27 protein-coding genes and 1 pseudogene are annotated in these 26,795 nt (G+C 65.7%); 3 read left to right on the top strand and 25 right to left on the bottom strand.

The window, feature by feature from the left end:
- Positions 1–9: 9 nt before the first annotated feature.
- From trbJ to ACP7BL_RS00185, 9 genes are all read right to left on the bottom strand, one after another.
- Positions 10–747 carry a P-type conjugative transfer protein TrbJ gene (gene trbJ / locus ACP7BL_RS00225; protein WP_426257307.1) on the bottom strand — a complete coding sequence of 246 codons (738 nt, stop codon included), beginning with the start codon at positions 745–747 and terminating at the stop codon, positions 10–12.
- Positions 744–3,179 carry a conjugal transfer protein TrbE gene (trbE, locus tag ACP7BL_RS00220; protein ID WP_426257306.1) on the bottom strand — a complete coding sequence of 812 codons (2,436 nt, stop codon included), beginning with the start codon at positions 3,177–3,179 and terminating at the stop codon, positions 744–746. Before trbE ends, trbJ begins: the two co-directional genes overlap by 4 nt.
- Positions 3,180–3,186: 7 nt before the next feature.
- Positions 3,187–3,453, bottom strand: a complete 267-nt coding sequence (locus tag ACP7BL_RS00215) for a VirB3 family type IV secretion system protein (RefSeq protein WP_426257305.1) — start codon at positions 3,451–3,453, stop codon at positions 3,187–3,189.
- Positions 3,453–3,770, bottom strand: a complete 318-nt coding sequence (locus ACP7BL_RS00210) for a TrbC/VirB2 family protein (RefSeq protein WP_426257304.1) — start codon at positions 3,768–3,770, stop codon at positions 3,453–3,455. The genes ACP7BL_RS00215 and ACP7BL_RS00210 overlap by 1 nt, the downstream gene beginning before the upstream one ends.
- Positions 3,767–4,702 (bottom strand): P-type conjugative transfer ATPase TrbB, encoded by a 936-nt coding sequence (gene trbB, locus ACP7BL_RS00205; protein ID WP_426257624.1) that lies wholly within the window; start codon positions 4,700–4,702, stop codon positions 3,767–3,769. The genes ACP7BL_RS00210 and trbB overlap by 4 nt, the downstream gene beginning before the upstream one ends.
- 434 nt (positions 4,703–5,136) lie before the next feature.
- Positions 5,137–5,601, bottom strand: coding sequence for a response regulator (locus tag ACP7BL_RS00200; RefSeq protein WP_426257303.1), 465 nt, complete (start codon positions 5,599–5,601; stop codon positions 5,137–5,139).
- A gap of 140 nt (positions 5,602–5,741) precedes the next feature.
- Complete coding sequence (locus ACP7BL_RS00195) at positions 5,742–6,956, bottom strand: hypothetical protein (RefSeq protein ID WP_426257302.1); 1,215 nt, start codon at positions 6,954–6,956, stop codon at positions 5,742–5,744.
- A 42-nt stretch (positions 6,957–6,998) separates the two neighbouring features.
- Complete coding sequence (locus tag ACP7BL_RS00190; RefSeq protein WP_426257301.1) at positions 6,999–8,288, bottom strand: cation:proton antiporter; 1,290 nt, start codon at positions 8,286–8,288, stop codon at positions 6,999–7,001.
- On the bottom strand, positions 8,285–9,832 hold the full coding sequence (locus tag ACP7BL_RS00185; RefSeq protein WP_426257300.1) for a DUF389 domain-containing protein: 1,548 nt from the start codon (positions 9,830–9,832) through the stop codon (positions 8,285–8,287). Before ACP7BL_RS00185 ends, ACP7BL_RS00190 begins: the two co-directional genes overlap by 4 nt.
- 214 nt (positions 9,833–10,046) lie before the next feature.
- On the opposite strand from ACP7BL_RS00185, the gene ACP7BL_RS00180 reads away from it, so the two are divergent.
- On the top strand, positions 10,047–11,267 hold the full coding sequence (locus ACP7BL_RS00180; RefSeq protein ID WP_426257299.1) for a chloride channel protein: 1,221 nt from the start codon (positions 10,047–10,049) through the stop codon (positions 11,265–11,267).
- 61 nt (positions 11,268–11,328) lie between these two features.
- Here the strand turns inward: ACP7BL_RS00180 and ACP7BL_RS00175 are convergent, their stop codons facing one another.
- From ACP7BL_RS00175 to ACP7BL_RS00115, 13 genes are all read right to left on the bottom strand, one after another.
- On the bottom strand, positions 11,329–11,772 hold the full coding sequence (locus tag ACP7BL_RS00175) for a CopG family transcriptional regulator (RefSeq protein WP_426257298.1): 444 nt from the start codon (positions 11,770–11,772) through the stop codon (positions 11,329–11,331).
- Positions 11,769–13,757 carry a conjugal transfer protein TraG gene (locus ACP7BL_RS00170; RefSeq protein WP_426257297.1) on the bottom strand — a complete coding sequence of 663 codons (1,989 nt, stop codon included), beginning with the start codon at positions 13,755–13,757 and terminating at the stop codon, positions 11,769–11,771. The genes ACP7BL_RS00175 and ACP7BL_RS00170 overlap by 4 nt, the downstream gene beginning before the upstream one ends.
- A 118-nt stretch (positions 13,758–13,875) precedes the next feature.
- Positions 13,876–15,618 (bottom strand): relaxase/mobilization nuclease domain-containing protein, encoded by a 1,743-nt coding sequence (locus ACP7BL_RS00165; RefSeq protein ID WP_426257296.1) that lies wholly within the window; start codon positions 15,616–15,618, stop codon positions 13,876–13,878.
- 259 nt (positions 15,619–15,877) lie between these two features.
- Positions 15,878–16,696, bottom strand: a complete 819-nt coding sequence (locus ACP7BL_RS00160) for a lytic transglycosylase domain-containing protein (RefSeq protein WP_426257295.1) — start codon at positions 16,694–16,696, stop codon at positions 15,878–15,880.
- Complete coding sequence (locus ACP7BL_RS00155; RefSeq protein WP_426257294.1) at positions 16,693–17,208, bottom strand: S26 family signal peptidase; 516 nt, start codon at positions 17,206–17,208, stop codon at positions 16,693–16,695. Before ACP7BL_RS00155 ends, ACP7BL_RS00160 begins: the two co-directional genes overlap by 4 nt.
- A complete protein-coding gene (locus ACP7BL_RS00150; RefSeq protein WP_426257293.1) occupies positions 17,205–17,678 on the bottom strand; it encodes a DUF2840 domain-containing protein in 474 nt (157 codons plus the stop codon). Before ACP7BL_RS00150 ends, ACP7BL_RS00155 begins: the two co-directional genes overlap by 4 nt.
- Complete coding sequence (locus ACP7BL_RS00145) at positions 17,675–17,914, bottom strand: ribbon-helix-helix protein (protein WP_426257292.1); 240 nt, start codon at positions 17,912–17,914, stop codon at positions 17,675–17,677. Before ACP7BL_RS00145 ends, ACP7BL_RS00150 begins: the two co-directional genes overlap by 4 nt.
- A complete protein-coding gene (parA, locus tag ACP7BL_RS00140; RefSeq protein WP_426257291.1) occupies positions 17,911–18,561 on the bottom strand; it encodes a ParA family partition ATPase in 651 nt (216 codons plus the stop codon). Before parA ends, ACP7BL_RS00145 begins: the two co-directional genes overlap by 4 nt.
- A gap of 211 nt (positions 18,562–18,772) precedes the next feature.
- Positions 18,773–19,657: a replication initiator protein A gene (locus tag ACP7BL_RS00135; RefSeq protein ID WP_426257290.1), complete on the bottom strand. Its 885-nt coding sequence runs from the start codon at positions 19,655–19,657 to the stop codon at positions 18,773–18,775.
- A gap of 8 nt (positions 19,658–19,665) precedes the next feature.
- Positions 19,666–19,944 carry a helix-turn-helix transcriptional regulator gene (locus ACP7BL_RS00130; RefSeq protein WP_426257289.1) on the bottom strand — a complete coding sequence of 93 codons (279 nt, stop codon included), beginning with the start codon at positions 19,942–19,944 and terminating at the stop codon, positions 19,666–19,668.
- Positions 19,945–20,051: 107 nt separating this feature from the next.
- Complete coding sequence (locus ACP7BL_RS00125) at positions 20,052–20,471, bottom strand: DUF2285 domain-containing protein (protein WP_426257288.1); 420 nt, start codon at positions 20,469–20,471, stop codon at positions 20,052–20,054.
- A 136-nt stretch (positions 20,472–20,607) separates the two neighbouring features.
- Positions 20,608–20,820 (bottom strand): transcriptional regulator domain-containing protein, encoded by a 213-nt coding sequence (locus ACP7BL_RS00120; RefSeq protein WP_426257287.1) that lies wholly within the window; start codon positions 20,818–20,820, stop codon positions 20,608–20,610.
- Between the two features lie 153 nt (positions 20,821–20,973).
- The gene (locus tag ACP7BL_RS00115; RefSeq protein ID WP_426257286.1) at positions 20,974–21,255 is read right to left on the bottom strand and encodes a DNA -binding domain-containing protein; all 282 of its coding nucleotides are present in this window, start codon (positions 21,253–21,255) and stop codon (positions 20,974–20,976) included.
- Positions 21,256–21,436: 181 nt separating this feature from the next.
- Between ACP7BL_RS00115 and ACP7BL_RS00110 the strand changes: the two genes are divergently transcribed.
- The gene (locus tag ACP7BL_RS00110) at positions 21,437–21,688 is read left to right on the top strand and encodes a helix-turn-helix domain-containing protein (protein WP_426257623.1); all 252 of its coding nucleotides are present in this window, start codon (positions 21,437–21,439) and stop codon (positions 21,686–21,688) included.
- Positions 21,689–21,743: 55 nt separating this feature from the next.
- On the opposite strand, the pseudogene ACP7BL_RS00105 reads toward ACP7BL_RS00110, so the two are convergent.
- Positions 21,744–22,064: pseudogene (locus tag ACP7BL_RS00105) on the bottom strand (DUF736 domain-containing protein); the annotation flags it as partial.
- Between the two features lie 426 nt (positions 22,065–22,490).
- Positions 22,491–22,781: a hypothetical protein gene (locus tag ACP7BL_RS00100; RefSeq protein ID WP_426257285.1), complete on the bottom strand. Its 291-nt coding sequence runs from the start codon at positions 22,779–22,781 to the stop codon at positions 22,491–22,493.
- 71 nt (positions 22,782–22,852) lie between these two features.
- On the opposite strand from ACP7BL_RS00100, the gene ACP7BL_RS00095 reads away from it, so the two are divergent.
- Positions 22,853–26,149: a type ISP restriction/modification enzyme gene (locus ACP7BL_RS00095; protein WP_426257284.1), complete on the top strand. Its 3,297-nt coding sequence runs from the start codon at positions 22,853–22,855 to the stop codon at positions 26,147–26,149.
- On the opposite strand, the gene ACP7BL_RS00090 is transcribed toward ACP7BL_RS00095, so the two are convergent.
- A complete protein-coding gene (locus tag ACP7BL_RS00090; protein WP_426257283.1) occupies positions 26,139–26,561 on the bottom strand; it encodes a hypothetical protein in 423 nt (140 codons plus the stop codon). The two genes, ACP7BL_RS00095 and ACP7BL_RS00090, sit on opposite strands and share 11 nt — an antisense overlap.
- Positions 26,562–26,795 lie beyond the last annotated feature (234 nt).

Below are 26,795 nucleotides of genomic sequence, written 5' to 3'. Positions count from 1 at the left end.
CTGGTCCCGTCAGTTGTGGAACATGGTGACGGTGGTCGGCTGGTAGCCGGTCCCGGGCGTCAGAAAGCGGCGGAGCTGCTCGCGCGCCTGGTCTTGAGCGGTGGCACGCTGGGCCGCTTCGAGGCTTTGCGCGCGGCCCTGGGCGGCGACCGCGGCAGTCAGGTCGGCGAGTTGCTGCGCCTGAAGCGCGAGTAGCTGATTGCCGGCTTGGGCGGCCTGCAGCGCGCCGGTCGCGCCCTGACTGGAAGAGACGAGCGCCGACATCTGGCTGCGGTTGGTGTCGAGGTTGCCGACCACGGTCGCCTGTACCCGCATGGCGTCCTGGAGCGACTGGACCGACTGCTGCCAGCGCGCCTGCGCGCCCGAGACCAGTTGCTGGCTCGACATCGACGCGGTCGCCGCGCCGTAGGTGGTGCGGAACGCCTGATCGATGTTCTGGACGTCGTAGGCGATCCCCTGCGCCTGCTGGAGGAGCGCCTGGGTCCGCGCGATCGACTGTTGGAGCTGTTGCAGCGAGGAGAACGGCAGGCTCGTGAGGTTGCGCGTTTGGTTGATCAGCGACTGCGCCTGGTTTTGCAGCGCGGTGATCTGGTTGTTGATCTGCTGCAGCGAGCGCGCGGCGGTGAGGACGTTCTGCGCATAGTTGGACGGGTCGAACACCGTGAACTGCGCGTGCGCCGGTGCGGTCGCGGTCATCAGCGTCAGCGCCGCGATGCCGGCGGCGAGCATTGAACGCAAGGTCTTCATGGGAAGGTCTCCAGATCGAGGGTGGGGATGAGGTCGATTGCCCAGCCGGCCCCGCGCGCCGCGAGCCAGGCGCGGGCGAAGCCGGTGCGGCCATGCTCGGCCAGCAGTTTGGCGATCAGGGTCTGGTCGGTCTTGGCCGAGGCGGCGGTGAAGGCGAGCGCGACTTCGCCGAGACCGAGCTCGAACAGGCGGTTGCCGCGCCGCGACTGGCAGTAATAGTCGCGTTTGGGGGTCGCCCGGCTGAGGATCTCGATCTGCCGGTCGTTGAGGCCGAACCGGCGATAGATCGCGGCGATCTGCGGCTCGAGCGCGCGCTCGTTGGCGAGCAGGATGCGGGTCGGGCAGCTCTCGATGATCGCCGGGGCGATGGTCGAGCCGTCGATGTCTGCGAGGCTCTGCGTCGCGAAGATCACGCTCGCGTTCTTCTTGCGGAGCGTCTTGAGCCATTCGCGCAGCTGTGCCGCGAACCCGGGATCGTCGAGCGCGAGCCAACCCTCGTCGACGATGAGTAGGGTCGGCCGGCCATCGAGACGGCCCTCGATGCGGTGGAACAGGTAGGCGAGCACGGCCGCCGCGGCCGAGGTCCCGATCAGCCCCTCGGTCTCGAACGCCTGTACGGACGCCTCGCCGAGGCGCTCGGCCTCGGCGTCGAGCAGCCGACCCCAGGGCCCTTCGACGCAATAGGGCTGCAGCGCGCGCTTCAGCGGCTGCGCCTGGAGCAGCACCGAGAGCCCGGTGAGCGTCCGTTCCGACGGCGGCGCCGACGCCAGCGACGACAGCGCCGACCAGAGATGATCCTTCACCTCGGGCGTCACCTCGACCTTTTCCCGGCCAAGAATGGCGGCGACCCACTCGGCCGCCCAGGCGCGCTCCGCGGCATCGTCGATCCGCGCGAGCGGTTGCAGCGCGACGGGTTCGGCGACGTCGTCGCCGAGCGAGCCGCCGAGATCGTGCCAGTCCCCGCCCATGGCGAGCGCCGCCGCGCGGATCGACCCGCCGAAGTCGAACGCGAACACCTGACTGCGCGCGTAGCGGCGGAACTGCAGCGCCATGAGCGCGAGCAGCACGGATTTGCCCGAACCGGTCGGACCGACGACCAGCGTATGGCCGACGTCGCCGACGTGCAGCGACAGCCGAAACGGCGTCGAGCCTTCGGTGCGGCCGAAGAACAGAGGCGGCGCGTCCAGATGCGCGTCGGTCTGGGGACCCGCCCAGACCGCCGAGAAGGGCATCATGTGCGCGAGGTTGAGCGTCGAGATCGGCGGTTGGCGGACGTTAGCGTAGACGTGGCCGGGAAGGCTCCCCATCCATGCCTCCACTGCGTTGATGGTCTCGCGCATGACAGTGAAGTCGCGGCCCTGAACCGTCTTCTCGACCAGGCGCAGCCGTTCGTCGGCGACGCGCGGATCGGCGTCCCACACCGTGACGGTCGCGGTGACATAGGCCGCGCCGACCAGGTCGGTGCCGAGTTCCTGCAGCGCCAGGTCGGCGTCGAGCGCCTTGTTGGCGGCATCCGAATCCATCAAGGCCGAAGCCTCGTTGGTCATCACCTCCTTGAGGATCGCCGCGATCGACTTGCGCTTGGAGAACCACTGCCGCCGGATGCGGCCGAGCACCTTGGTGGCGTCGGTCTTGTCGAGGCAGATCGCACGCGTGACCCAGCGATACGGGAAAGCGAGCCGGTTCAGATCGTCGAGCAGGCCTGGCCAGGTCTGGCTGGGGAACCCCATGACGGTGAGCGTGCGAAGGTGCGCGTCGCCGAGGCGCGGCTCCAGCCCGCCGCTCAGCACTTCGTCTGCGACGATCGCGTCGAGGTGCATCGGCGTCTCGGGGACACGGACCCCGTGGCGCCGCGTCGAGACGGTCGAATGGAGGTAGGTCAGCGTCTCGGCGTCGTCGAGCCAGGCGGTCTCGGGCATGAAGCCTTCGGCCATCGCCAGCACGCGTTCGGCGCGGTCGACGAACCCGGCGAGCGCCTCCTGGCCGGAGGCGGTGCGGTCGCTGCGGCCCTCGTAGAGCCAGGATTCGGCGCGCGCCGCGTCTTCGGCGGGCGGAAGCCAGACCAGCGTCAGGTAATAGCTGGACTCGTAATGCGCGCCCGCCTCGTCGAACTGCGCACGGCGCTCCGCATCGACCAGCGCCGAGGCCATGTCGGGAAACCGGCTGGCGGGATAGCCGCCGGCGGGATGGCGCTGCGCCTCGACGAAGATCGCCCATCCCGAGCCGAGACGCCGCAGCGCGTTGTTCAGCCGCGCCGTCGTCGCCACCAGCTCGGCGGGGGTGGCCGAGTCGAGATCGGGCCCACGGAACTGGGCGGTGCGCTGGAAACTGCCGTCCTTGTTGAGAACGACGCCGGGCGCGACCAGGGCCGCCCACGGCAGGAAGTCCGAGAGCAGTTGCGGCTTGGCGCGATATTCGGTGAGGTTCAGCATTTCGAGCTCACCCCAAGTGCGCGGGGTAGCGCAGGTGGCGACGGCCGGTTTCGACGAAGGCGGGATCGCGCCGGGCGGCCCAGACCGCCGCCATGTGGCCGATCAGCCAGAGCGCTGCGCCGACGAGCCACAGCCGCAATCCGAGGCCGAGCGCGGCGGCGAGCGTCCCGTTGAGGATCGCGACCGATCGCGGTGCGCCGCCGAGCAGGATCGGCTCGGTGAGCGACCGGCGGACCGGTGCGTAGAAGCCGGCGATCGGTTCTTCCGGGCTCATCAGACGAGCGCCCCGCCCGAGAAGGAGAAGAAGCTCAGGAAGAAGGAGCTGGCGGCGAACGCGATCGACAGGCCGAACACGATCTGTACGAGGCGACGGAAGCCGCCCGAGGTGTCGCCGAACGCGAGCGTCAGGCCGGTCATGATGATGACCATGACGGCGATGATCTTGGCGACCGGGCCTTGGATCGAGTCGAGGATCGATTGCAGCGGGGCTTCCCATGGCATCGACGATCCGGCGGCATAGGCCGGTGCGGTCAGCACCATCAGGGCGGTGAACGTGACGGCGCCGGTCAACCGGCTGCGGAGCGAGGTCATGCGGGGTCTCCTTCTGGGGGCAGGATTGCGGGAGTGAGGCGGTAGTCGCCGTCGGGACCGAGCCCTTCGACGGCCGCGAGTTCGGACAGGCGGCGCGCGGCGCCCCGGCCCGACAGCACGGCGACGACGTCGATCGTCTCGGCGATGAGCGCGCGTGGGACGGTGATCACCGCTTCCTGGACGAGTTGCTCGAGGCGGCGGAGCGCGCCGAGCGCCGAGCCGGCATGGAGCGTGCCGACGCCGCCGGGGTGGCCGGTCCCCCACGCCTTGATCAGATCGAGCGCTTCTCCACCCCGCACCTCGCCGATCGGGATGCGGTCGGGCCGCAGGCGAAGGGCGGAGCGGACGAGATCGGTCAGGCTGGCGGCGCTGTCCTTGGTGCGCAGCGCCACCAGATTGGGTGCGGCGCACTGCAGTTCGCGCGTGTCCTCGATCAGCACCACGCGGTCGCCGGTGAGCGCGACCTCGGCCAGCAGGGCGTTGACCAGGGTCGTCTTGCCGGTCGAGGTGCCGCCGGCGACCAGGACGTTGCGACGCTCGTGAACGGCGGCGCGCAGGATCACGGCCTGCGGCTCGGTCATGATCCCGGCCGCGACATAGTCAGCGAGCGAGAACACGGCGACGGCCGGTTTGCGGATCGCGAAGCTCGGCGCGGTCACGACGGGCGGCAACAGCCCCTCGAACCGCTCGCCCGTCTCGGGCAACTCCGCCGAGACGCGGGGGGCATCGGCATGGACTTCCGCGCCGACATGGTGGGCGACGAGGCGAACGATCCGCTCCCCGTCCGCCGCGCTCAACCTCGCACCGGTATCCTCCAGGCCGCCGGTCAGCCGATCGATCCAGAGCCGCCCGTCGGGGTTGAGCATCACCTCGACCACGCTGGCGTCGTCGAGGAACCCGGCGATCGCCGGCCCCAGGGCGGTGCGCAGCATCCGCGCGCCGCGGGCGTAGCTCTCAGACCTAAAAGTTTGGGTGGTCACCGATATCGATCCCGTGCGCGTCGCCAGCTCGCGCGGGCGATAGTTCGGGGTCGATCAAGAAGCGGCGGGATCGATCGAGTTCAACAAGAGACTGGCGGGCGTAGGGCTCTGGCGTGCAAAGACGTGCGAGCGACGGCACGGCTGCAATTGCGGCGGTTTCGGACTGGCAGGTTTGGCCGGCAATTCGATATAGCCGTCGTTCGTTCAGCCAGCCTGGGAGCTCAAAAAGACCCAGAGTCGGCCCTGCAGGACCCAAACTGCAGCGCCCAACTCCGGACATTCGCTCATCTACAATTTTGGCCTGACGATCTAGTCGGCGCGAATCCGCATAGCTTTGATGTGTGCGCCGCCTGGCAGTTCGAACTTCTTGAAAAAGGTAGACCGATTTATCGCCCTTGCTGCATGCGTTGCTGTCCCATGGAACCCGGCGCGGATTTGTTGGAAGCAGCGAGTAACGACGCCATGCGTTGCGCCAGCGATTTCGCGTCATACGGCTTCGCTTCTAGCGGACCGATCTCACATAGATCTTCGCCCAGTTCTGCGGTGCGCACATTGCCCGATGTCAGGATCACGGGGAGCCCCGGTCGATTGCATCTCACCCAACGGGCGAGGCCGAACCCATCCATCTCGCCAGGCATCTGGACGTCGGAGAAAACCAGATCGACCAGGCCGGGCTGGGATTCGAGAAGTTCGAGCGCTTCTGCCGCATCAGCCGCCTCGATCACATGATAGCCGCATTCCCGCAGGTAATCGGCGATGGCAAAACGGATGAGCACTTCGTCATCCACGACCAAAATGCAGCGCGGCACCTCTTCAAGCTTGGATACAGGGCTGACATTTATCGAATCCATAGGACGCGAAATTCCGCTTTGATCAGTTCGTTCCGGGCAGAGGCGCTTTGTGCAATTGTGTGCCCAATACGCAACAGAGCATCTGTCAGCCCACTACAGCTATTCCGACGCTTCAAACATTCTACGATGGTAGCGGCATTTCACCCCTCAGCGGGCGCACCCGCCGCCGCAGCTACTAAGCAGACCAGCCCGATCGCAGCGAACGCGGAGCGCATCGCCCAACCCCCACTTCCAGTCCGCCAGGACACCAGAACAGCCAGCCCGCACTGCATCGCATAGAACAAGGCGAATGCGCGCGAAGCAACGGCGACAACCTGAAACGGGTCGGTCAGCCAGGCGACCGCGATGGCCAGCGCGCTGGCGACGGCATAGGCGGCGGGCACGCTCAGTTTGCGCCGTGACACCTCATTCATCAGCCCGCCCGACCCGACCGAATCCGCGACAGCGGCACTCAACTGACTGGCCAGCGCGCCGACCAGGACGAATATACCGAGCGGAGCCGCGACCATCCGCATGATGTCGAGAATGCCGGCTACGCCTTCAGCTTTTGCGGCAGCACCCAACAGCGGGGTCAGCAGTGCGATAAATGCCAGATAGATGGCTGCGGCAATCCACTGTGCGTGGCGCATCGTGCGCACGCGCACTGCCTGACTGTAGGCATGTCCAAGATACCGCGATGTCTCGAACCCCTGCACAGTGATCAGCAGCCCGAGCAGCATCGGCACGCTCTGCCAGGAGACCTTGGCCGCCGGGATGTCCGCAGTGGTGCCCAGGTTCACCACCCACCAACTCGCCAGGCCGACCAGCAAGCCCGCAATGATCCCGATCTTGATCGAGACCGTGCCATGCGCGACATGCTCGACCCGCCTTAGGCCCCCGCCGAACGCAAGCAGCATCAAGACGATAATGATTGCCGTAACGCCGATGTTCGAGACGATCCCATGCCACGCTTCCGGCACCGCCAACGACTTCATGGCAAACTCGGCGAGCAGCTTCAGATAATAGGCCACCGAGACGGCATAGGCGCCTGCCAGCACGAACTGAGTGATCCGTGCCGACCATAAGACCGGGTCATTGAACGGCTTGTCGGCAAGGTAATTTTCGACATGAACGATGTTCCAGCGGATCACCGCGCCGACCGCGTAGGCGAGGAGCAATAGCACCGCCATCGCCCAAAACGCCGCTCCCCCGAACTCGCGCGCGAGCAATGGGCCGGAGATCAGAAAGCCGCTGCCGATGATCGATGCCAGCGGCGTGACCGTCGCCGCCCAACCCTCCGATCGCGCGAACCGGCCGAAGCTCAAACCGGTCGTCACGACGATAGTGGCAATGATGGCAGCAATCGTAATCAGCAAAACGGCTTCCTTTTTGGGACGCCGTTGCGCCAACCTTCATCTTCAACTCACGGAAGCTGATCCGGTTTCGCCGCTCCGCGAGGTGAGCCATTCCAGCAGGCGCGCAATCGTGCCACCCTGGATGATGACCGAAAACAGCACCACGACGTAGGTCGCCGCAAGCGCGATCGATTTTGCCGGACCGTCGGGAAGGCCGAGCGCAAGCGCGACAGAAATGCCGCCGCGCAAGCCGCCCCAGATCAAAGTCGGCAGGGCCAGCGGTCCCAGCGACAGGATCGGTCGCATCAACACAAGAGGGCCGGTGACGGAGATGATCCGCGCTGCCAGAACCAGTGGAATCGCCATCACGCCGAGCAGGACCAGCCTTAGGTCCCACGGCACCGCCACGACCTCAAGACCGATCAAGACGAACAGCACGGCGTTCAAGATATCGTCGATTAGTGACCAGAAGCCGAGCAGATAGGTGCGCGTCGTCTCGCTCATGGCTGAGCGAACGCCTTCGTTGCCGATCAGCAATCCCGCCACCGCCATTGCTACCGGGCCACTTACATGAATGCGACTGGCGAGCGTATAACCGCCCATCACCATGGCGATGCTGATCAGAACTTCCAGTTTATAGTCATCGATCGAGCGTATCGCACGGTAGCCGATCCAGCCCACCAGCAGACCCAGCAAAACGCCGCCTCCCGCCTCGAACGCGAACAATTGCGCGGCGTGGGCAATCGAAAACGCCTCAGTGCCAAGCGCCGTCGCCAGAATGATGGCAAAGACGACGACGCCGACACCGTCGTTGAACAAACTTTCGCCGGCGACCGTCGCTTCGAGTGTTGGCGAGACTCTCGCCCGTTGGAGCACGCCCATGACAGCGACCGGATCAGTTGGGCTGATCAGGGCACCGAAGACTAGACACCACACGATCGGAACCGTCAGGCCAATCGCCTGGGCGAGCAGGAAAAAGCCCCCGCCGATCAACGCGGTCGACATCAGGACGCCGACGGTACTCAGGATCAGGATCGGCCAGCGCCCTTTCTTCATGTCGCTCCAATCGACGTGAAGCGCGCCAGCGAACAACAGGAACGACAGCATGCCGTTCATCAGCGTTTCGTGGAAATCGATTGCTGCGATGAAGCGCACAATCTCGGTGCCCATCTCGCCGCCGGGGAGCACCAGATCGATCCCGACCACGATCAGCGAAGCCACTGCGCCCATTACCGTGAGAGCGACCGATTGAGGCAGCTTGAATACGCGATAGTTGATGTAGCCAAGCGCCGCGGCCAGCACGATCAATACCGCAGCGGCATCGAACGGGGTCAGCACAGGATCATGGTTCATGGCGTGGCCCCCGGTTGCAAGGCGGTCAGGGTGAAGGTCTGCCCTTTTGCCGGGAGCGAGGTTGCCTGAACCTTCTGCGACCGCAACAAGGCGGCGATGGCAAGAGCCCGACGTTCGGCGAGGCTAGGCTTTGCGGGCGGTTCACCCACCGGCAGTCCCGGTACACCGAGCGCCGGGACATTCCATCTCTGTGCATCCCACGCCGACAGCAGCACAGCGTCGCGGGCCGTCTCGTCCAGCACGTCACTATCGTTGGCGAAGCGGATTTCGGGGAAGACGCCGAAGGGTGGCACGATCGCGATCTGCCAGCCCTCGACAGCTGCGTTCAGTCGGCGCTCAAGCGCGCGGTAGGTCGCCGATGTCGCGCCGGGCAAGGGCTTGGCGGTGGCAGACGCACGGTGGTGATCGCGATCGATCGTGACATCATCCGGTGCGACACCGGCGCTTAGGGCTACCAACCGCATGACCGTCGCGATTTCGGCATTCTCTGCGGCCGTCGCTTCCGATGCCTGCTGCAATTCAGCCCGCTGTGCATCGATTGCGCCCGTGCCAGCGCTCATCAGCACCTGATCGACCTGAAGCTTCACCGGGCGCTTCAATTGGGCAGCGAGCGCCTTTTGCAGCGCCGCGTTGTCGGCAGCCGCCGAGCGCGGCGCGATGACGACCGACCGGATCGAGATCGGGTCACGATCGAAATTGATATCGAGCTGGGTGACGCGGGATGAAGCGCCGAACCGGTCGGACAGGAAAGATCGCACCTTGGTCGCCGTCACCGTCTCGCTCGCGATCCTTGTGAGCGAAAATCCAAGTGGGACTGACATGGCTGCAAAGACCAGGATGAGGATGACCGTCTGGAGCCAACTCTGCTGACTGGAGAGATGATGGCCAAAGCCATAGAACCGGGCGACAACAGTGGCCGCGAGCGCAATGGTCATAAGATTGGTGACAAACAGCGCGAACGAGCCGCCGAGCACCGGCATGTTCCAGGTCGCAAGCCCATAGCCGACTACCGCCAGCGGCGGCATCAATGCGGTGGCGATGGCAACACCGACGATGGTTTCGCCACGGCCGCGAATGATCGCGAATGTCCCGGCAAGTGCGGCAAACAGCGCGACCAGAAGGTCGAACAGGTTCGGTCGCGTTCTGGCCAGGATTTCTGCTGTCGGTGCCTTGAGCGGCGACACGAGCACGATGATGGCGGTAAAGGCGATCGCGACAATCGCCCCTGCCGCGAGTGCCGTCAGCGACCGCCGGGTTTCGGAAAAGTCGAACAGCGCCAGACTGAACCCGAGGCCGAGGATCGGATTCATGAGAGGAGAGATGAGCATCGCGCCGATCACGACGGCTGGCGATGACAGCAAGAGACCGAGTACCGCGATGCCGGCCGACATCATTGTCATGAAGACGTACCGCCCGCTCCAGCCACTTTCGTCCTCAATCCGCGCGACGACGCTTTCGTGATCCACGGAGGAGACGATCGCGCTACGCCACCAGCGATAGAACCGATTGTGCTGCCACCGCCTATCGGGTGGCGTGGCCATCATGTTTGTGGCGATGACGCCCTCCCGACGCTTGGACCATGATCTGAACGGCCTTAGCCTCTGACCGTAGCCATTCGCAAATACGCCAATTCACAATCCTTGGGTGGTGCGCGCACGGAGCCGGGGCTAGTCAGCCCTCATGAATCTTCCTGTGAACAGGCGCTGGCGAGTCCTGCTTCGGCGGCACGGTCCGGCATCGGTGGTTTGGCGTCGCCGGATGGCAATGGGTCTTGGCGCGATTACCATCGGCCTTGCTGCCTTGTTGTTTGCCAGGTTCGCCGACAGTGCCAGCGGCATTTTCGACGGCATTGTTCATCGGCTGTGGTGGGCGCCGCTCGTCGTGACGCCATCGGCGTTCGCCGCCATCGCGTGGATGACGAGACGGTTTGCGCCGGAGGCTGCTGGCTCGGGGATTCCCCAGGTCATCGCCGCAGCCGATGATCCCAAGCGTGCGCTGGATCGCCTCATCTCCCCCAAAACCGCGATTTTCAAAGGTATATTCACGGTCATAGCGCTACTAAGCGGCGCGTCCGTCGGGCGCGAGGGACCAACGGTACAAATCTCCGCGGCTATTCTTGGCTGGTTTACGCGGGTGTTCCGGGCGCCGATGCGCGCTTCCATGATCATCGCCGGCGGCGCGGCTGGCGTGGCGGCGGCGTTTAATACGCCGCTGGCTGGGGTGACCTTTGCGATCGAGGAACTAGCTGACGCCTATGAGCAGCGGGTCGCGCTGCTTGTCATGACGACAATCCTGATCGCTGGCATCGTCAGCCTCGGGCTGGCGGGCGATTACGTCTATTTTGGTGCCGTCGGACAGACGTTGAAGGCGGGCGCTGTACTGCGGATCGCGCCGGTGGCAGGCGTGCTCGGCGGCCTGACCGGCGGGCTGTTCGCGCGCGCAATGCTCAACATCGGCGCAGCACGCGACCGCTGGTTTCCATTTTTGAGGGATCGGCCCGTACTCTGGGCGCTGATGTGCGGCGCTGCCGTCGCAGTGCTGGGGGTCGCGACCGGCCTGACCTGGGGCACGGGATATTCCGCCGCCCATGCGATCATCGACGGTACTAACGCGCCCTATTGGTTCGGACCAGCCAAATTCGCCACAACGTTGGCGACGGCCTCATCCGGTTTGCCGGGAGGCATTTTCGCGCCATCATTGGCGACGGGGGCCGGGCTTGGTGCCGTTCTGCGGCCTCTATTTCCGAACGATCCGGGCGGCGCCGTAGTCCTGCTCGGCATGGTCGCCTATTTCACCGGCGTCGTTCGCGCGCCGTTGACTGCCGTCATCATCATCGTCGAGGCAACTGCCAGCAGGGGGTTGATCCTGCCGCTGTTTCTCGCTGCCCTAATCGCGCACGCGGTGTCGTCATTGGTCTGCAAGGAACGGCTATATCACGGGCTGGCCCGCCCTTGGAGAGCAGGCCAGCGTCCTGAATGAACGGCAACTTTCGGGACTTTAGATGGCCAGGCCGAATGACAGTTTATGGGGCGCAAATCGGTCATGGCCTTTCATCGGGATTTCCAAGGTCTGGCATCTGTACGTCCTCCAACACCTCCTTGGCGAGGCTGCGCCCTTGCTGCACGCGGCGCCCCAGGGTTTCGATGAAGCTCTCATATCGTTCGCGGCCCTTCGCTTGGGCGGAGGCCTGCGCGCTGTCGGCGAGCGGCGGCGTCGCGGTTAGCCAGGCACGGATGAAGAGGCCAAGGGCCTCCAGCGCAATGGTCTGATCCCGTTCGAGCCGTTCGACCTGCCGGGTCAGCCGGTCGAGCCGACGCGTGTAGGCAGCTTCGCGGCGATCCGCGCCGTCTGGCGACAGGAAGGATGCGACCGCGGCATCGACGATCGCCGATTTGGAGACGCGCCGCCGGATCGCGAGCTCCTCCAACGCCTTGGCGGTCGCCGGCTCGAAATAGACGTTCAGGCGGTCCCGGCGTCCGCTCACAGGGCGATGCCGTCGTCGGGATCCATCGACGCTTGCCGAGCATTGGCGCCCACCCGGCCCTGCAGCGTTCTGGTGCGGACCGCGTCCTGGTCATCGGACTCCGCGTCTTCGAACTCGGGCACGGGTTCGCGAGGTGGCGGATCGACCGCCTCATGCACGGGCAACTCGGGCTCCTGCCGGATGCCGGCGTTAGCGGAGTCGGTCACCTCGTCGTCTGACGGGACCACAGCGCTCGCGATCGGCGTGACGGCGGCCGGCATCGCCAGGCCGCTCCAATCGTCTCGCGGAACCGATCGATCTCCGGAGGTCCGCGCTTTAGGTGGGGGCAGGACGCGGCGTTGCAGCTGCGCATCCTCGTAGTAGCGCGCCTTCTTCGCCCGGATCGGGAAGATGCCCGACACCAGCACCAGCGCGTCGGCGGGCGGGAGCTGCATGATTTCGCCTGGCGTGAGCAGCGGCCGCGCCGTCTCCTGACGTGAGACCATCAGATGTCCGAGCCAGGGAGACAGGCGATGGCCGGCATAGTTCTTGGCATCTCGGATCTCGGTCGCAGTACCGAGCGAGTCGCTCACGCGCTTGGCGGTTCGTTCGTCGTTGGTCGCGAAGCTGACCCGCACATGGCAGTTATCGAGGATCGCGTTGTTCTGGCCGTAGGCCTTTTCGATCTGGTTGAGCGACTGTGCGATGAGGAAGCTTTTCAGGCCGTAGCCGGCCATGAACGCCAGGGCGCTCTCGAAAAAGTCGAGGCGACCAAGTGCGGGGAACTCGTCGAGCATCAGCAACAGCCGGTGGCGCTTGCGCCGCGCATCGAGCTCCTCGGTAAGGCGGCGACCGACCTGGTTCAGGATCAAGCGCACGAGCGGTTTGGTGCGGCTGATGTCGGAAGGCGGGACGACGAGGTAGAGCGAGACGGGGTCCGCACCTTCGACGAGGTCGCCGATCCGCCAGTCGCAACGCGAGGTAACCGCGGCGACGACGGGATCGCGGTACAGACCCAGGAACGACATGGCGGTCGAAAGCACGCCCGAGCGCTCGTTGTCGGACTTGTTGAGCAGCTCTCGCGCGGCGCTGGCGACGACTGGATGGGGCATGTCGCCGAGGTGGCGGGTGACCAGCATTGCCTGCAGCGTGGTCTCGATTGTACGGCGCGGATCGGACAGGAAGGCGGCGACCCCGGCGAGCGTCTTGTCGGTCTCGGCGTAGAGGACGTGAAGGATCGCGCCGACGAGCAATGCGTGGCTGGTCTTCTCCCAGTGGTTGCGCTTTTCGAGCGCGCCTTCGGGGTCGACCAGGATGTCGGCGATGTTCTGGACGTCGCGCACTTCGGATGGTCCGCGCCGCACTTCGAGCAGCGGATTGTAGGCGTCCGAGCGGGCGTCGGTCGGATCGAAGCGCAGCACGCGGCCGTGCCGTGCCCGCCATCCGGCGGTCAGGGTGAAGTTCTCACCCTTGATGTCGTGGACGATCACCGAGCCCGGCCATGTCAGGAGCGTGGGCACCACCAGTCCGACGCCCTTGCCGGAACGCGTCGGTGCAAAACACAGTACGTGCTCGGGTCCGTCGTGGCGCAGATAGTCCCGGGCGAACCGACCGAGGACCACTCCGTCCTCGCCGATCAGCCCAGCGTCGCGGATCTCGCGCGGACGCGCCCACCGTGCCGAGCCGAAGGTCGTGACCTCGCGTGCTTCGCGAGCGCGCCAGACCGACATGGCTATGGCGACGGCGATCGAGACGAACCCGCCCGACGCGGCGATGTAGGCACCTTCGTAGAAGATCTTCGGCGCGTAGGCATCGAACCCGTACCACCACCAGAAGAAGGCGGGCGGCGGATAGACGGGAAAGCCCAGGAACCTGACCCAGGGAGCGCCGAGTTCGGGTTGGAACGCCAGTCGCCACGCGACCCATTCGGTCGCGCCCCAAGTGGTGGCCAGCACGATCGCCAGCACGACGAGCACCTGGCCCCAGAGAATGCGCGTCGCGGGCATCGGCTCGTCCCCTCGTCTGATCGGTCGGGGCGGATCGTTGGGCGGGGCGAACCGCTCTCTTCAAGTCCTCAGCTGTAGTCGTCGCGCTCTAGCGCGGGCTGGCGCGCACAACGGCGGGTCACAGGCCCAGGCCGCGCTTGCGGCCGAAGCTCCAGTCGATCCCGCCGCTTGGCGCCACCACCCCCGAGACGTGCTGCCCGAGCTTCGGCTCGATCGCCGGGGTCCAAGGGACCAGCTGGAACCCGAGGCCGTTGTCGATCATGGCGAAGCGCCCGGATGCGAGCGTCACCCGCTGCCGATACACGCCGGCGACGTTCTCGCCGGCCGCGGCCGGCTGATGCGGCGATCCAGTCTCGGCCGCCAAGCGGGACCCGGCCGCCGTAACGTCGCGGCCGCGCAAGGTCTCGATCAGGTCGCGCGCGAACACGGTGCGCTCACCCTGCCGACGGGCGAGCCCTTCTTTGGCTAAGTGGTTCGTCCTCGCCTCCAGCGCCGCTTCGACTTCCTGGCCAAATCCAGCGCTCGACAGGTCGCTGACGTTCTTGGCGACCAAGCGACGGTCGAGCCAGGTCGCGCCCGGGGCAGTGACCTGCTCGGCAAGCGGCAGATCGGAACGCACGGCGAGGGACGTTCGCGTCACGCCCTGCCGGTCCTCGAACCTACGCAGTTCGACGATCGCGCCGGGGGCGGCGTCGCTCGTGGCCTCGAGATCGCGTAACCGGATATGGTGGGCGCGCCCGTCCACCCCGTCGACGATGGCGTAGGCGGAGCCCGACAGTTCGTCGTGAAGGCCGCGTTCGACCAGGCGTCCGACGATCGCCGGCGCTTCGTCGTCGCGGTGCAACGCGACGTCGGCGCCGCGTTCGATCCCGCCGTGCGCCATGGCGCGGTGCAGGGTCTTGATGATGTCGCCGCGCATGCCGAGGTCGCGCAGGCGGTCTTCGATCCCCGGGCCGAGCGTCCAAGACGCCGGGCCCGTCGGGTCGGCCAGCCCGAGACGCTCCAGGTGCTGCGCCCGGCCGAGCATCAATCGCCGCATATCCGGGTCACGGTCGGCGGGGCCGCCTGGGCGGAGATCGACGACACCGCCGCTCTCGTCGGCCATAGCGCGCAGCGCGCGATCGAGCCCCGTGAACCGATCGGCGGTCACCTCGCGCTTCAGGCCGGCCGCGATCTCCAGCTTCGTGCGGGGACCGAGCTCCTGCTCGATCAGCGCCTCGGCCCGGGCCCGCAGACCCTTGGTCAGATAGTCGCGCGAGATGACGAGATCGGCGCCGTCCTCGGCACGCCCGCGCACCAGGATGTGGACGTGCGGATTGTCGGTGTTCCAGTGATCGACCGCGATCCATTCGAGCCGACTGCCGAGATCGGTTTCCATGCTCGCCATGAGGGTCCGGGTCGTGGCGCGAAGATCGGCGAGGTCGGTCGCGTCCTCGGGCGAAACGATCAGCCGGAAGTGATGGCGGTCGTCCTCACAGGCCTCGGCGAAGGCGCGCTCGTCGGCGGCATCGGACCTGGCGTCGAACATCCGGGCTGGCTCGCCCGCGCGGGTGACGCCGTCGCGTTTGAGATAGGCGGTGTGGGTCGCGAGCGACGCCGAGCGGAAGCGCGCGCCGCGATGACGGACGATCCGCGTCTTGACCAGGACGCGGCGCGAGACGCTGCGCAGGCCGGCGGCGGTCGCCGCGGCGCGACCCCGGCCGAAGGTCGAGCGGCCAGAATGGGCGCCGAGCCGTGGGCCGGTATGCCCGGCCTTCTGGGCGGCGCGGAGCACCTGATTGACGAAGGTCTTGGTATTGCCGCGGCCGCCGTCGCGGGACCGCCCGGGCCGAAGCCGCAACTCGTCGTCGCGCAGGCTCATGACCCACCCGAGAAGGGCCTGGTGCCGCCAAAAACGAGGCAGGCGTTGAACTTACGGCTGGCTACGGCACGCGCCCACGTCCCGTGGCACGCAAAAACTCTTGCTAAACCAACCGCATAGACGCCCGCAGGGCCGTCGCTTTCATCTTGCCCTCTCGTCTGACTTCCAAAGATCGATGCCCGCCACCCTGACCAAACATGCGCGACCCTATCCGACGGCACGCCAGCATGCGCCATGATGCGACGATCGCCGATCGAGGTCATCGCGGCGCTCGCGACGCAGTGCGCGGGACGAACAACGCATCACCGGACGATGGTTGGGTGACGCGGTCGGCCGTGTTGCCAGTGTCGTTCAACTGCGGCGTATCGGCGGCCGTTTCGACCGGAAAGAGAAGGTCGGGAGGACGCACGACGGTCGTGTTCGAAGCGAGCAGCGCGGCGATCCGATCGCGTTCTCCCGGGGGATTCGGCGCTCGTCGTTCGACGTTTCGAGCGACGAACAGCGGGGCCGTGAAGGGGGAAGGAGGAAGCGATGGCGGCGTGTATCTTGGGTCGGCGAAGGTGGTCGGCCCGGTGATCGCCGCGAGCCTTTCGACATAACCGATGGTCTCGGCCGGCAAGGGTCGAACGCCGCTGAGATGCGCCTCCCAGCGACCAGGCCCGGCGTTGTAGGCAGCGAGAAATCCGGGTGACCCATAGCGGTCGTACATACGCCGCAGATACGCCGTACCCGCCAGGACGTTGTCCCGAACCGCGAACGGATCGGGGCCGAGGCCGAGATCCCGGCGAAGCTCGGCATAGGTTGCGGGCATGATCTGCATGAGCCCGATCGCGCCCGCTCGCGACACGGCATGGGCGTCTCCAGCGCTCTCGACACGCATCACTGCGAGGATCCAGTCGGCCGGGATGCCGAAGCGCCTGGACGCTTCCGCCACCGCCGTCGCGAGGTCATCGCGCGTCGATCGGACCGGTCCGGCGACGACCGTCTGGGCGCGGACCGAACCGACGTTCGCCACACCGGAGGCGAGGACGACAGCGGCCAAAAGCGCGCGGCAAGTTGCGATCGGACGCACCGTCACGCGCCCTTCTTGGTCCAGATCGGACGCGCCTGACCGACGATCGTGCTGGTCGGCAGCGGCCCGAAATATCGGCCATCCAGCGAATCCGGGACGTCGCGATTGAGCAGCAGCACTTGGTCAGGCGTCAGCGTGAGGCATCCGCTCCACTGCGGCAGCAGACGGCCACGGCGGTCCCTGTCGAGCGCGGTCGCGATCGTCGCGCCATCGACCGTCACGACGCGCCCGGTGCGGCAGACGCGCTGTCCGCCGACCGCAGCGATCCGCTTCAGGAGCGGGACGCCGCGCGGCAGATACCCTCCCTCGGCCAGGAAGTCGGCGAGCGGCGGCGGCGGCGCCACGACGACGAGGTCGTTCGGTTTTCGCGCGGTCGCGGAACGCACCGCGTAGAGGCCGACAGGCACGCTGGCGCTCGCGTTCCAGATCAGTCGCGGCATGGGATGAACCCAGCTGCCGAACGCCACCAGCATGGCGGCCGCCTGCATGGTAACGAGCGTCTTCAGATGCTTGGTCATGCGCCGATCCTCCTTCGAGAAAGCCAGGCCGCATGGCGCTGGCGCGTATAGGCGCGCGGCGCTTCGGCAACGGCGAGGCGGTTGTGGATGTGTCGCCAATGGTCGGGACAAGCGTCTTCCGGCAGTACGCCGAGGCTCTCGACCTGGTCGATCGCGGCGAGCACGCGCTCGACCTTGGGCCAACCCTGAACCCGCAGCAGCACTTCGCCACCCGGCGTCACGCCGGGGATGGTGGTGACGGGCTCGCGCTCGTCGCAGGCGCGCAGGATGTCGATTCGCGAGACGAGCGTGCCGTGGTCGCCCGCTGCCCAACGGACGAAGGCGAAGACGCTGCCTACTGCGAACCAGAGGGCGCGGCGTCGGCGATCGAGGACCTCCTCGTGCGCGACGCGACCGAACCGGATCCAGCGCTCGATCTTGCGTTCGAGGTGAAGCAGCTCGACGCGGGTGCGAACGTCGGCGGCGATCATGACGCGCTCCCGTCGTCGGGAAATTCGCGGTCGAGCAGTGCGCGAATCATGTCGGCGACGGTCTGGCCGCGCCGGAAGGCGGTGATTTTGAGCCGGCCCCGCATCGCTGGCGTGACGTCGATCGTCAGACGTGCGGTGAAAGCGGCGGGCTCCGGCGCTGGTTTCTCCGCAGCCCGCACCCAGGCTTCCGGGTCGCCGGGCCGGCGCGCGAAGCCGGACTTGCGGGGATCGCTCATCGCGCGAATCCCTCGATCAGCCGTTCGATCTCGGCGGCGAGCGCGACGATCTCCCGTTCGGCGATCTGTCCGCCGTCGACTTCGCCAGCGAGCCGCCCGCTGCGCGCGGCGTCGGCGAACGCGACGCGCTGGCCGATCCGGCTGGCGAGCACCGGCGGATCGTGATCTTCGAGCGCTGCGGCCGTCTCGCGCGCGATGACCGTGCGCGCCGCACAGCGATTGAGCAGCATTACCGCCCGTAATTCGGGGCGGTAGATGCGCGCCTCGTCAAGCATCCGCAGCATCTCGGCCGAAGCCCAGCCGTCGAACGGCGAAGGCTGCGCCGGGATGACCACCAAGTCGGCGGCGAGCAACGCCGATCGCGCGATCCCGGCGACGCGCGGCGGCCCGTCGATGACGACGTGGTCATAGCCTTGGGCGATCGCCGGCAACTCGCGATGGAGCATGTCGCGGGCAAGGCCGACGACCGGGAAGAGGAGGTCGAGGCCCTCCCGGCCGCGTTGTTCCGACCAGTCGAGCGCCGACCCTTGGGGGTCCGCATCGACCACCAGAACCCGCATCCCCTTCACGGCCCAGGCACCCGCAAGGTGCAACGCGAGCGTCGTCTTTCCGACGCCGCCCTTCTGATTAAGGAGGGCCGCGATCATGGCCGCACCTGCCCGTCGGGCGTTGCCGAAGCCGACCCCCCCGTCCGCGCCATCTGCGTTAGAAAGAATCCGAAGGATTCTAAGTTAGAGACGTTAAGGGGCGGGCAAGTCGTTGAATCAACCCGACGAATCGGCGTTTTCAGTCCCCGATAGCACGAGGATCGGGTCCCCGATGGCACGATAGTGCCGGTCCTCGATAGCACGAGGGGATTCACAGCTTATCCCCTGCAAGCGCGGCACGCATGCGGCGCGGAATGCTCAGCTCCAGCGGGTCGGTGACGAGCGGCCGAAAGTCGAGCCGGTCGCGCCCGAAAGCGCGTTCGAGCGTCAGGACGTAGCCGGGTAGCGCCTGCCGTTTGACGATGTCGCGCAGGTCGTAGGCGAAGTGCTTGAGCGGACTGAGCGAGCCGGACTTCAAATGAAGATGGGCGACGTCGAAGCTCCAGCCGCCGACCTGACGGCCGCCGTGCTTGCGCACGAGCCGGTAGAGCCAGCGTTCGAGCCCGCCGGTGAGATCGAAATAGGCGCGGTCGATGGTAAGGACGAGCGCATCGTCGAGGACGCCGGCATAGAACCAGTCGGGGACGATCAGCTCGACGCCGGTCGGTCGCCCGTGCGCGTCGGCGGTTTCCTTCCACTCGTTGATCCAGCTGAAACGGTGACGACGGCGCTCGCTGGGCTGGCGAATGCTGGTGGCGACGCTGGTCGCCTGCAGCCGGTCGAGACCGGCTTTCAGCCGCTCATAGTCGCGTGCGGACGTGCCGCGCCCAACGAAGGTCAGGATTTCATACGGCGTCGCCGCCATTAGGCGCGACGTGCGTAGGCCGTGATCGCGCGCCTCGACGATCTGGCTGGCCGCCCAGATCAGGACGTCGGCGTCCCAGATGGTTGCCATGCCGTGCTCGGGCACGGCCTCGACGCGGATCGCGACCGCGCCCGCCTTGAAGTCGATCGGCGCCAGGCGCTTGGACTTGGCGAGCGAGAAGAACGGATAGGCCATGAGGTCCTGCGCGTCGCGGGGCGCGAGATCGCCGGGCAGCGCCCGGAAGAGGTCGAGCTGCTCGCGTTCCCTCGAAGGGCGGTGGCGGGCGGACATCGGGCGGGTCAGCGTCGCGGTGCGCCGGCATAGGGCGCGAGCCCATGGCGCTTGGCGGGTAGGACGACGTCGCCGGTATCGTCCGAAGTCGACGCCTTTGCGCCGCGATCGACCCAGGCTTGAAGGTCCTCGACGCGGTAGACGACGCGCCCGCCGATCTTCGAATATCTCGGTCCAGTCCCATAGGTACGATGCTTTTCCAAAGTGCGCCCGGACAGGCCGAGAAAGCGGGCTGCTTCGGGCGTGCGCAAATAGCGCTGCGGGATAGTGGCGACGGGCAAGGACATCGGGGACCTCCGGATAGGATCGGCGGTCGGATCGAGCCGCCGTCGTTCGAAGGCAAAGATGGCGAAGGGGTATCGGCGATGGGCGGGTCGGAATCGACCACGGCGATTTACGACCCGTCAGGCCGGGAGCGGTCGCCCAGAAGTCGGCGATAGCCGCCCGCGACGATCGCGGCACCTTCGCGCAAGAGCCGAGCGATCCGGCTGCGGAGATGGTGGTCGTCGAACACCACACCGGGTGGGACGGCCTCGTCCCCAAAAAGCGCTTGCGCGATCTCGCGCCGGTCTGCCCCCTCCGTCCTGGCGTCGAGCGCGCGCAGCATCATTGTCAGCCGTTGGCGACGATTGGGCGTTAGATGGTCGCGCGATTGTCCGGGCAGTTTGCCGGAAAGACAACGCCATAAGCGGAGGGTTGCGTCTATGCGGCGCGGTGCATGTTGATCGAGCGGCAATATCGCCGCGACCGGACCGTTCAGTTCATCCAAGGCTGGTGCAAGGGCTAGCACAGGATCTGCCGAAGAGCCGAACATCAGGTGATGTCCGTCCGGTCCCTCGCGGATGACGGTTGGATTTGGGCGATGGAGGCTGTCTGAGCTTCGAAGGTCGCCACCTTTCAACAGCCGGACGACGCGAGGGTCGATGTCGGGGTGCCAGAAGACATCGACTTCATGGGCAGGGAGTGAAGGATCGATCGCGAAATCGCAGGCCCCAGCGTGCCGCCACCCGATCGGCGAGTGCCCGCGAGCGTCTAATCGTGGCACGATATGTCTGTTGATATTGCTCGTTACGCCGCAAGAACTCCCAAGCAACGTTGGCGGAAACCTGCGACTGAATTTGTCGGTACGGCGCGGGGTCGCGCCAATCTGGCCGGTCCTTCATGGGGCTCGCTCCTTTCAGGCCCGCTGACGAAAATCACGGCGTGACGATTGGGACACAGTGTCTTCATTTCAATGGGTTGCACTGGACTGCGAAAAGCTTTCAACGACGAGTCGAGCCAGTGCCGCGACTATTTGCCAAGCCATTTAAAATGCATCAAATAAGGCGGTTGGTACGACTGGTTGAGTGCCAGACTAGGTTGGCAAAGCCCTGCGCGCTGATCCAGCGGGCGCGAGCCAGATGCGAATCATACATCCGTTTGCACCGCTTCGGATCGTTCTGCGGATCGACCCCGAGGACCACATGTGCGACCTCTTTCCAGTCTGCGCCACATGCCTCGGCATCCAGCAGACGCAGGTAATTTCCCAGCCGTTCGCGGTCATAGGCCGTGAGGTGGCTGTCGGTCGGTGCCTGTTCCAAAAATGAGATGTCATCCATAGGCTGGTTGGCGGTCTGCTTTTGTGACGCTTTTATGGCTAATGACGTTCGTCGCGGCCAATTGACAAGCATTTCTTGACCATGGTCGGCAAGCGTCGGAGCGACCGACGATGTAGGACGCGTGGGCGTTGTAGAGAATACTCCGTGGTTAAATACTCGACAAGACGGTGCTGTCTCGTGGATGGATATTCGCGAGGTCTTGGCGCACAATCTGAAGGCGTATCGGTTGGCGCAGAACCTATCGCAAGAGGAACTGGCGCACCGCGCCGACATCGACCGGACTTATGTCAGCGCGTTGGAGCGCTCTGTTTATGCGGCGAGTGTCGACGTAGTTGACCGGATAGCGAAGGTGCTCGGGATAGAGGCGGCAGAATTGCTCCGTCCCCCGCCAGAGGGAACGGTTCCGTTGGGCACAGGATCGACCCTGCCATAAACAGGGAATCAAGAACCCCGCCCGGATCGCGCCGGGCGGGGCATTGATTGGCTGAGTCGCCGTTGCGCTTGGCGGGCCGCGACCAGATTAGGCTGAAGGTGTCTTCGCCCTCATCGTCGAAAAGGTTGGCGTAGATCGGGGCGGTAAAGCTCGGATCGTCCAGCTTGAGGCCAAGATAATCGCGACCTTCGTTCGAGGTCTTGCTCCAGGCGGCGCCGATCTCGGCGCGGCCGACATAGACGCGGTGGCTGGGTGCGTTGTCGCCGGAGCGGTTGGTGTCGGGGACGATGCGGACGCCTTTTGCCTGCACGCTCAGAGTGACGATGTCGCCGGTATACTCGTTGCCCGACTTCTTGAAGGTGCCGATGGTTGCCATGGTGAGTCTCCTTTAGTGTCTCGAGCACCGCGCCCATCGCGGTCTCGATGGCGATCGAACGGCCGGAGGCGACGCCGCCGCATCCCTTGGGACCGCAGCGCAGCAAAGGATGCCGGTCGGAAGACTTTCTTGATCCGCGAGGAATGCGTGGTTCCACGCAGGGGAAGGAAGTCGCGCCGACCGGCGTTGCGGCTTAGGCAGTCGAGGCACAGCCGACCTTCGGCCAGATCAGGCCATCACAGAGACCGCATTGGGCGCGGGTGCCGTCACCAGCATGAGAAAGCCTTGCATGACCAAGGAGGAGAATTCAATTGCAGGCGCTCAACCGGCGAGGAATCGGTTACCGGTTCGTGCAATCGGCAAGCTCGGGATCGCCCCCCCCGATTCAACCAGGCGGACGTTGCATGCTGGCGCCGCATTGTCGCGCTACGCGGCGAGTAGCTGCTCGAGCCGCGCCACCTCGCGCGCGAAGTCGAAACAGAGTTGGTCGCGCTGGTCATCGGGCAGCCACCGCGCCATCTGCGGAAAGACAACCTTGTGATAGCGGAAAGTGCGCACATCCCATGGCAGCGTGTCGGTCGCGGCCTGCGCAGCGGCGAGAATCTCATCGAGCTCCGCTCGGATCAAGTCCCGGTCGGGTTCCAGCGCCCGCACTGGCGTGCTGTCGCCCATGTCGAAACCCAGTTGTTTCGGTCCGGAATCAAACAGATCGTCCATATGCCGCCGCGTAATCCACCTGTTGCCGGGGCAATCGCCCTCGTGCAGGGTGACAGTAACGGAGGGGGTGGATGACGCAAGCCGACCAAGTCAAAAAAGCTGTGGGCGAGTTCGGCGCGTCGGCCAAGGCCAAGCTCAATCAGGGCGGCCAGCCCGAAGATCAGCTGCGCAACCCGATCGAGCAATTGTTCGCCGGCCTATCCGCCGCCTGCGGTCATGCGAACGGCGCGGTGACGCTGATCGGCGAGCAATCGCTTGCCGAGTTGCGGACGCGGCCCGACTTCGCCGTCCAGTTCAACAAGGCGCTGATCGGATTCATCGAAGTGAAGGCACCGGGCAAAGGTGCCGACCCGCGCAAGTTCAAGGACAAGCATGACAAGGAGCAATGGGACAAGCTGAAGGCGCTGCCCAATCTGCTTTATACCGATGGCAACGCGCTGTCGCTGTGGCGCAACGGGCACCTGATCGGCGAGATCGCGAAGTTCAACGGCGATATCGAGACATCCGGCGCCAAACTCGGCGCGCCCGCAACGCTCTTGCCGTTGATCGCGGATTTCCTCAGCTGGCAGCCGATCCCGCCCAGGGGCGCGAAGGAACTGGCAGCGGTCGCGGCGCGGCTGTGTCGCTATCTGCGCGATGAGGTGGTCGAGCAGCTTAGTATCAAGAACGCGAAGCTCGCCGATCTGAAGGAAGACTGGAAGGCGCTGCTCTTTCCCGATGCCGACGATGCGCGATTTGCCGACGGCTATGCGCAGGCGGTGACGTTCGGCCTGCTGATGGCGAAGTCGCGCAAATTGTCGCTGGTTGGCGGGCTCGACCAGGTCGCCCGTGATCTTGGCCGCACCAACACGCTGATCGGCACCGCCCTGCGTTTGCTGACCGAGCAGGAATTGTCGCTCGGGCCGTCGCTCGACACGATGGTGCGGGTGCTGGACGTGGTCGAGTGGGATCAGATCGCCAAGGGTGACCCCGAGGCGTGGCTCTATTTCTACGAGGACTTCCTCGATATCTATGACCGGCGCCTGCGCAAGCAGACCGGGTCTTATTACACGCCGCCTGCCGTTGTGCAGACGATGGTGCGGCTGTGCGATGAGGCGCTGCGGTCATCGGCTCGGTTTGGCGTGGCGCAGGGGCTGGCGGGCGACCAGGTGCATATCGCCGATCCGGCGACAGGCTCGGGCACGTTCCTGCTAGCGATTCTGCGCGCGATTGCGGCGCGGGTCGAGCAGGACCAGGGCGGTGGCGCGGTTGCGGGGGCAATCACCGAAGCGGCAAAGCGGCTTTACGGTTTTGAGTTGCAGTTCGGAGCGTTCGCCGTCGCGCAGCTGCGGCTGCTCGCCGAGATGATCGAGCTGGAGGCGGACGGCAGCCCCGGCCTCTTCGTTACCGATACGCTGAGCGACCCGGACGCAGCGTTCGAACGCGCACCGGGCATTTACGGCATCCTCTCCAAGCTTCAGGCCGAAGCCAACGAGATCAAGCGCCGCCAGCCGATCACCGTCGTCATCGGCAATCCGCCCTACAAGGAAAAGGCCAAGGGCAAGGGCAGCTGGGTCGAGAATGGCCGCTTCAAGGACGGCAAGGATGCACCCTTGCGCGATTGGCAGCCGCCCGCCGCTTGGAAGGTCGGCGCGCATGCCAAGCACCTGCGCAACCTCTATGTCTATTTCTGGCGCTGGGCGGCGTGGAAAGTGTTCGAACAGGGCGGCGGCGGGCGCGAGCTGACGCCGCCGGTCGCCGAACATCTCTCGGGCATGGTCTGTTACATCACCGTATCGGGCTTCCTGAACGGACCCGGCTTCCAGAAGATGCGCAGCGACTTGCGCCGCGACTGCGACGAAATCTGGGTGATCGACTGTTCGCCGGAAGGGCACCAGCCCGAGGTCGCGACGCGCATCTTTCAGGGCGTGCAGCATCCGGTGTGCATCGTGCTTGCCTCGCGGTCGCCCGCCAATGATCCGGCGATCCCGGCGCGGGTGCGGTTCCGCGCGCTCGCCAAGGGGCGGCGCGAGGCGAAGTTCGACGAGCTGGCTGCGATCAGCCTCGATAGCGCGGGCTGGCGCGATGGCGCGACCGATTGGCGCGCGCCCTTCCTGCCCGATTTCGGCGGCGGCTGGGGCGATTACGTGCCGCTCGACGCGATGATTGGCGATTGCGGATCGGGCGTGATGCCTGGGCGGACCTGGATCATTGCGCCGGATGCCAAGTCGCTGGAAGATCGCTGGGCGAAGCTGGTTGGCGAGCCCTCAAAGGATCAACGGGCATCGTTGTTTCATCCGCATGAGGGTGGCGACAAAACTGTGGCGAAGGCGAGCACCAAAGGGCTGGCAGGTCATCATGGACCGCTCAAGGCGATCGAAACGCTCGTTGAAGAACTGAGCCACAATGCGAGCCGCGCCAACGCCGAGCAAGAGCTGAAGATGATCAAGCCGGTGCGGTATGGGTTCCGTTCGTTCGACCGCCAATGGATCGTGCCCGACAATCGGCTGATCAATCGACCCAATCCCGGCTTTTGGGAAAGCTACGGCAAGGGCCAAGTCTATCTGACCGCGTTGAACCGAACGAGCCCACGCGACGGTCCAGCGATCACTGCAACGGCCAATATCCCGGACCACGACCATTTCAAAGGATCAGCCGCAGGCCGTGTCTTCGCTCTCTGGAAAGATGCCGCTGCGACGGAGCCGAACATCTCTCTCGAAGTCGTCGCCGAACTCACCAAGGTGTATGGCAGTCCGGTCGATCCGGTCGATGTATTCGCCTATGTCGCCGCCCTTCTCGCGCACCCGGCCTATGTCGATCGCTTCCGCGATGATCTCATCCGCCCAGGCTTGCGCGTGCCGCTGACCGCCGATGCCGCGCTGTTCGCCGAAGCAGCCACGATCGGGCGCGAAGTCATCTGGCTGCATAGCTTCGGCGAGCGCTTCACCGAAGGCCGCCCCGCGGGCGTGCCGCGCGTCGCGAGCAAACCGCCGACCAATCCGAAGGAGGGCCGCATCCCCTCCACGCCGGATGGCTTCCCTGACAGCCTCGATTATGACGCCGCGAAGCAGCGGTTGCTGGTCGGCACCGGCTATATCGACAATGTCTCGCCTGCCGTCTGGGCCTATGAAGTGTCGGGAAAGAACGTGCTGCGGCAATGGTTCAGCTATCGCAAGCGCGACCGCGAACGCCCCCAGATCGGCGACAAGCGACCGCCCTCGCCGCTCGGCGATATCCAGCCCGATCACTGGCTGCCCGAATATACCGCCGAACTGATCAACGTCCTGAACGTGCTGACGCTGCTCGTCGCGCTTGAGCCGAAGCAGGCCGATCTGCTCGCGCGGATTTGCGAGGGACCATTGATCCCCAGCGCGCGCGTTACGACCTGACGGCGCGCGCCGCCGGCAGTGTCATCCGCATCAGCGCGGTGGCCCCGATGGCGGCTGAACCTGCGATGGCGACGAGCACCGGGACGATGCTACCGCCGATCGTCAGCGCCGCGATGCCGTGGGTCGCGTGATACCCGGCAAAGGCGGCAGGAATGGCAAACGCTGCCGCCGCAACACCGCGCACAATCGGCGCGCGCGAGAAGGTGAAGATCGATTGTCCGGCGATAAGGACCAGAACACCAGTCGCAAGGCCGATCAGGATGGCGCCGATCGGTCCGATGCCCGAGCGCATTGCCGCCAGCCCGGTGGCGACACCTGCAAAGAGCGGCAGCGCGAAAACGGCGAGATTCAACAGCAACCAGCACAATGCGCCGATGCCGAGTATACAGGCGAATATTCCAAGAATGATCATGGCGATGGCTCCGCTACGGGTTCGAACGGTCGCGCCTCCACCACCACCACGGCGCGTACTCCCGTATAGCAGCAAAGCCGACTATCCGGGAGCACGGTTTTCATTGTCGAACAGCGGGTTACCGCAAATTCAGCTCCACGGATCATATTCGTTCTTATGCAGATATCCGCATAACAACGAATATGATCCCTACGCGTGACCCTCAGGCGGGGGCTGTGCCCCCGCCCCTTCTCT

The sequence above is a fragment of the Sphingomonas sp. DC1600-2 genome, assembly GCF_049897605.1.
In the GTDB taxonomy this organism is placed as follows: Bacteria; Pseudomonadota; Alphaproteobacteria; order Sphingomonadales; family Sphingomonadaceae; genus Sphingomonas.
The sequence above is the reverse complement of the archived record's forward strand: the minus strand, read 5'-3'. Positions and strand labels throughout refer to the sequence as shown.

Excerpts from the sequence above, each read along its gene's own strand:
- ACP7BL_RS00185 (WP_426257300.1), bottom strand. The coding sequence starts at position 9,832 with ATGATGGCCACGCCACCCGATAGGCGGTGGCAGCACAATCGGTTCTAT.
- ACP7BL_RS00145 (WP_426257292.1), bottom strand. The coding sequence starts at position 17,914 with ATGAGCGATCCCCGCAAGTCCGGCTTCGCGCGCCGGCCCGGCGACCCG.
- ACP7BL_RS00120 (WP_426257287.1), bottom strand. The coding sequence starts at position 20,820 with ATGAAGGACCGGCCAGATTGGCGCGACCCCGCGCCGTACCGACAAATT.
- ACP7BL_RS00180 (WP_426257299.1), top strand. The coding sequence starts at position 10,047 with ATGGCAATGGGTCTTGGCGCGATTACCATCGGCCTTGCTGCCTTGTTG.
- ACP7BL_RS00115 (WP_426257286.1), bottom strand. The coding sequence starts at position 21,255 with ATGGATGACATCTCATTTTTGGAACAGGCACCGACCGACAGCCACCTC.
- ACP7BL_RS00130 (WP_426257289.1), bottom strand. The coding sequence starts at position 19,944 with ATGTCCTTGCCCGTCGCCACTATCCCGCAGCGCTATTTGCGCACGCCC.
- ACP7BL_RS00210 (WP_426257304.1), bottom strand. The coding sequence starts at position 3,770 with ATGACCTCGCTCCGCAGCCGGTTGACCGGCGCCGTCACGTTCACCGCC.
- trbB (WP_426257624.1), bottom strand. The coding sequence starts at position 4,702 with ATGCTGCGCACCGCCCTGGGGCCGGCGATCGCCGGGTTCCTCGACGAC.
- ACP7BL_RS00110 (WP_426257623.1), top strand. The coding sequence starts at position 21,437 with ATGGATATTCGCGAGGTCTTGGCGCACAATCTGAAGGCGTATCGGTTG.
- ACP7BL_RS00155 (WP_426257294.1), bottom strand. The coding sequence starts at position 17,208 with ATGACCAAGCATCTGAAGACGCTCGTTACCATGCAGGCGGCCGCCATG.
- trbE (WP_426257306.1), bottom strand. The coding sequence starts at position 3,179 with ATGCTGAACCTCACCGAATATCGCGCCAAGCCGCAACTGCTCTCGGAC.
- ACP7BL_RS00095 (WP_426257284.1), top strand. The coding sequence starts at position 22,853 with ATGACGCAAGCCGACCAAGTCAAAAAAGCTGTGGGCGAGTTCGGCGCG.
- ACP7BL_RS00125 (WP_426257288.1), bottom strand. The coding sequence starts at position 20,471 with ATGTTCGGCTCTTCGGCAGATCCTGTGCTAGCCCTTGCACCAGCCTTG.
- ACP7BL_RS00150 (WP_426257293.1), bottom strand. The coding sequence starts at position 17,678 with ATGATCGCCGCCGACGTTCGCACCCGCGTCGAGCTGCTTCACCTCGAA.
- parA (WP_426257291.1), bottom strand. The coding sequence starts at position 18,561 with ATGATCGCGGCCCTCCTTAATCAGAAGGGCGGCGTCGGAAAGACGACG.
- ACP7BL_RS00200 (WP_426257303.1), bottom strand. The coding sequence starts at position 5,601 with ATGGATTCGATAAATGTCAGCCCTGTATCCAAGCTTGAAGAGGTGCCG.
- ACP7BL_RS00135 (WP_426257290.1), bottom strand. The coding sequence starts at position 19,657 with ATGTCCGCCCGCCACCGCCCTTCGAGGGAACGCGAGCAGCTCGACCTC.
- ACP7BL_RS00170 (WP_426257297.1), bottom strand. The coding sequence starts at position 13,757 with ATGCCCGCGACGCGCATTCTCTGGGGCCAGGTGCTCGTCGTGCTGGCG.
- ACP7BL_RS00090 (WP_426257283.1), bottom strand. The coding sequence starts at position 26,561 with ATGATCATTCTTGGAATATTCGCCTGTATACTCGGCATCGGCGCATTG.
- ACP7BL_RS00190 (WP_426257301.1), bottom strand. The coding sequence starts at position 8,288 with ATGAACCATGATCCTGTGCTGACCCCGTTCGATGCCGCTGCGGTATTG.
- ACP7BL_RS00165 (WP_426257296.1), bottom strand. The coding sequence starts at position 15,618 with ATGAGCCTGCGCGACGACGAGTTGCGGCTTCGGCCCGGGCGGTCCCGC.
- ACP7BL_RS00215 (WP_426257305.1), bottom strand. The coding sequence starts at position 3,453 with ATGAGCCCGGAAGAACCGATCGCCGGCTTCTACGCACCGGTCCGCCGG.
- trbJ (WP_426257307.1), bottom strand. The coding sequence starts at position 747 with ATGAAGACCTTGCGTTCAATGCTCGCCGCCGGCATCGCGGCGCTGACG.
- ACP7BL_RS00100 (WP_426257285.1), bottom strand. The coding sequence starts at position 22,781 with ATGGACGATCTGTTTGATTCCGGACCGAAACAACTGGGTTTCGACATG.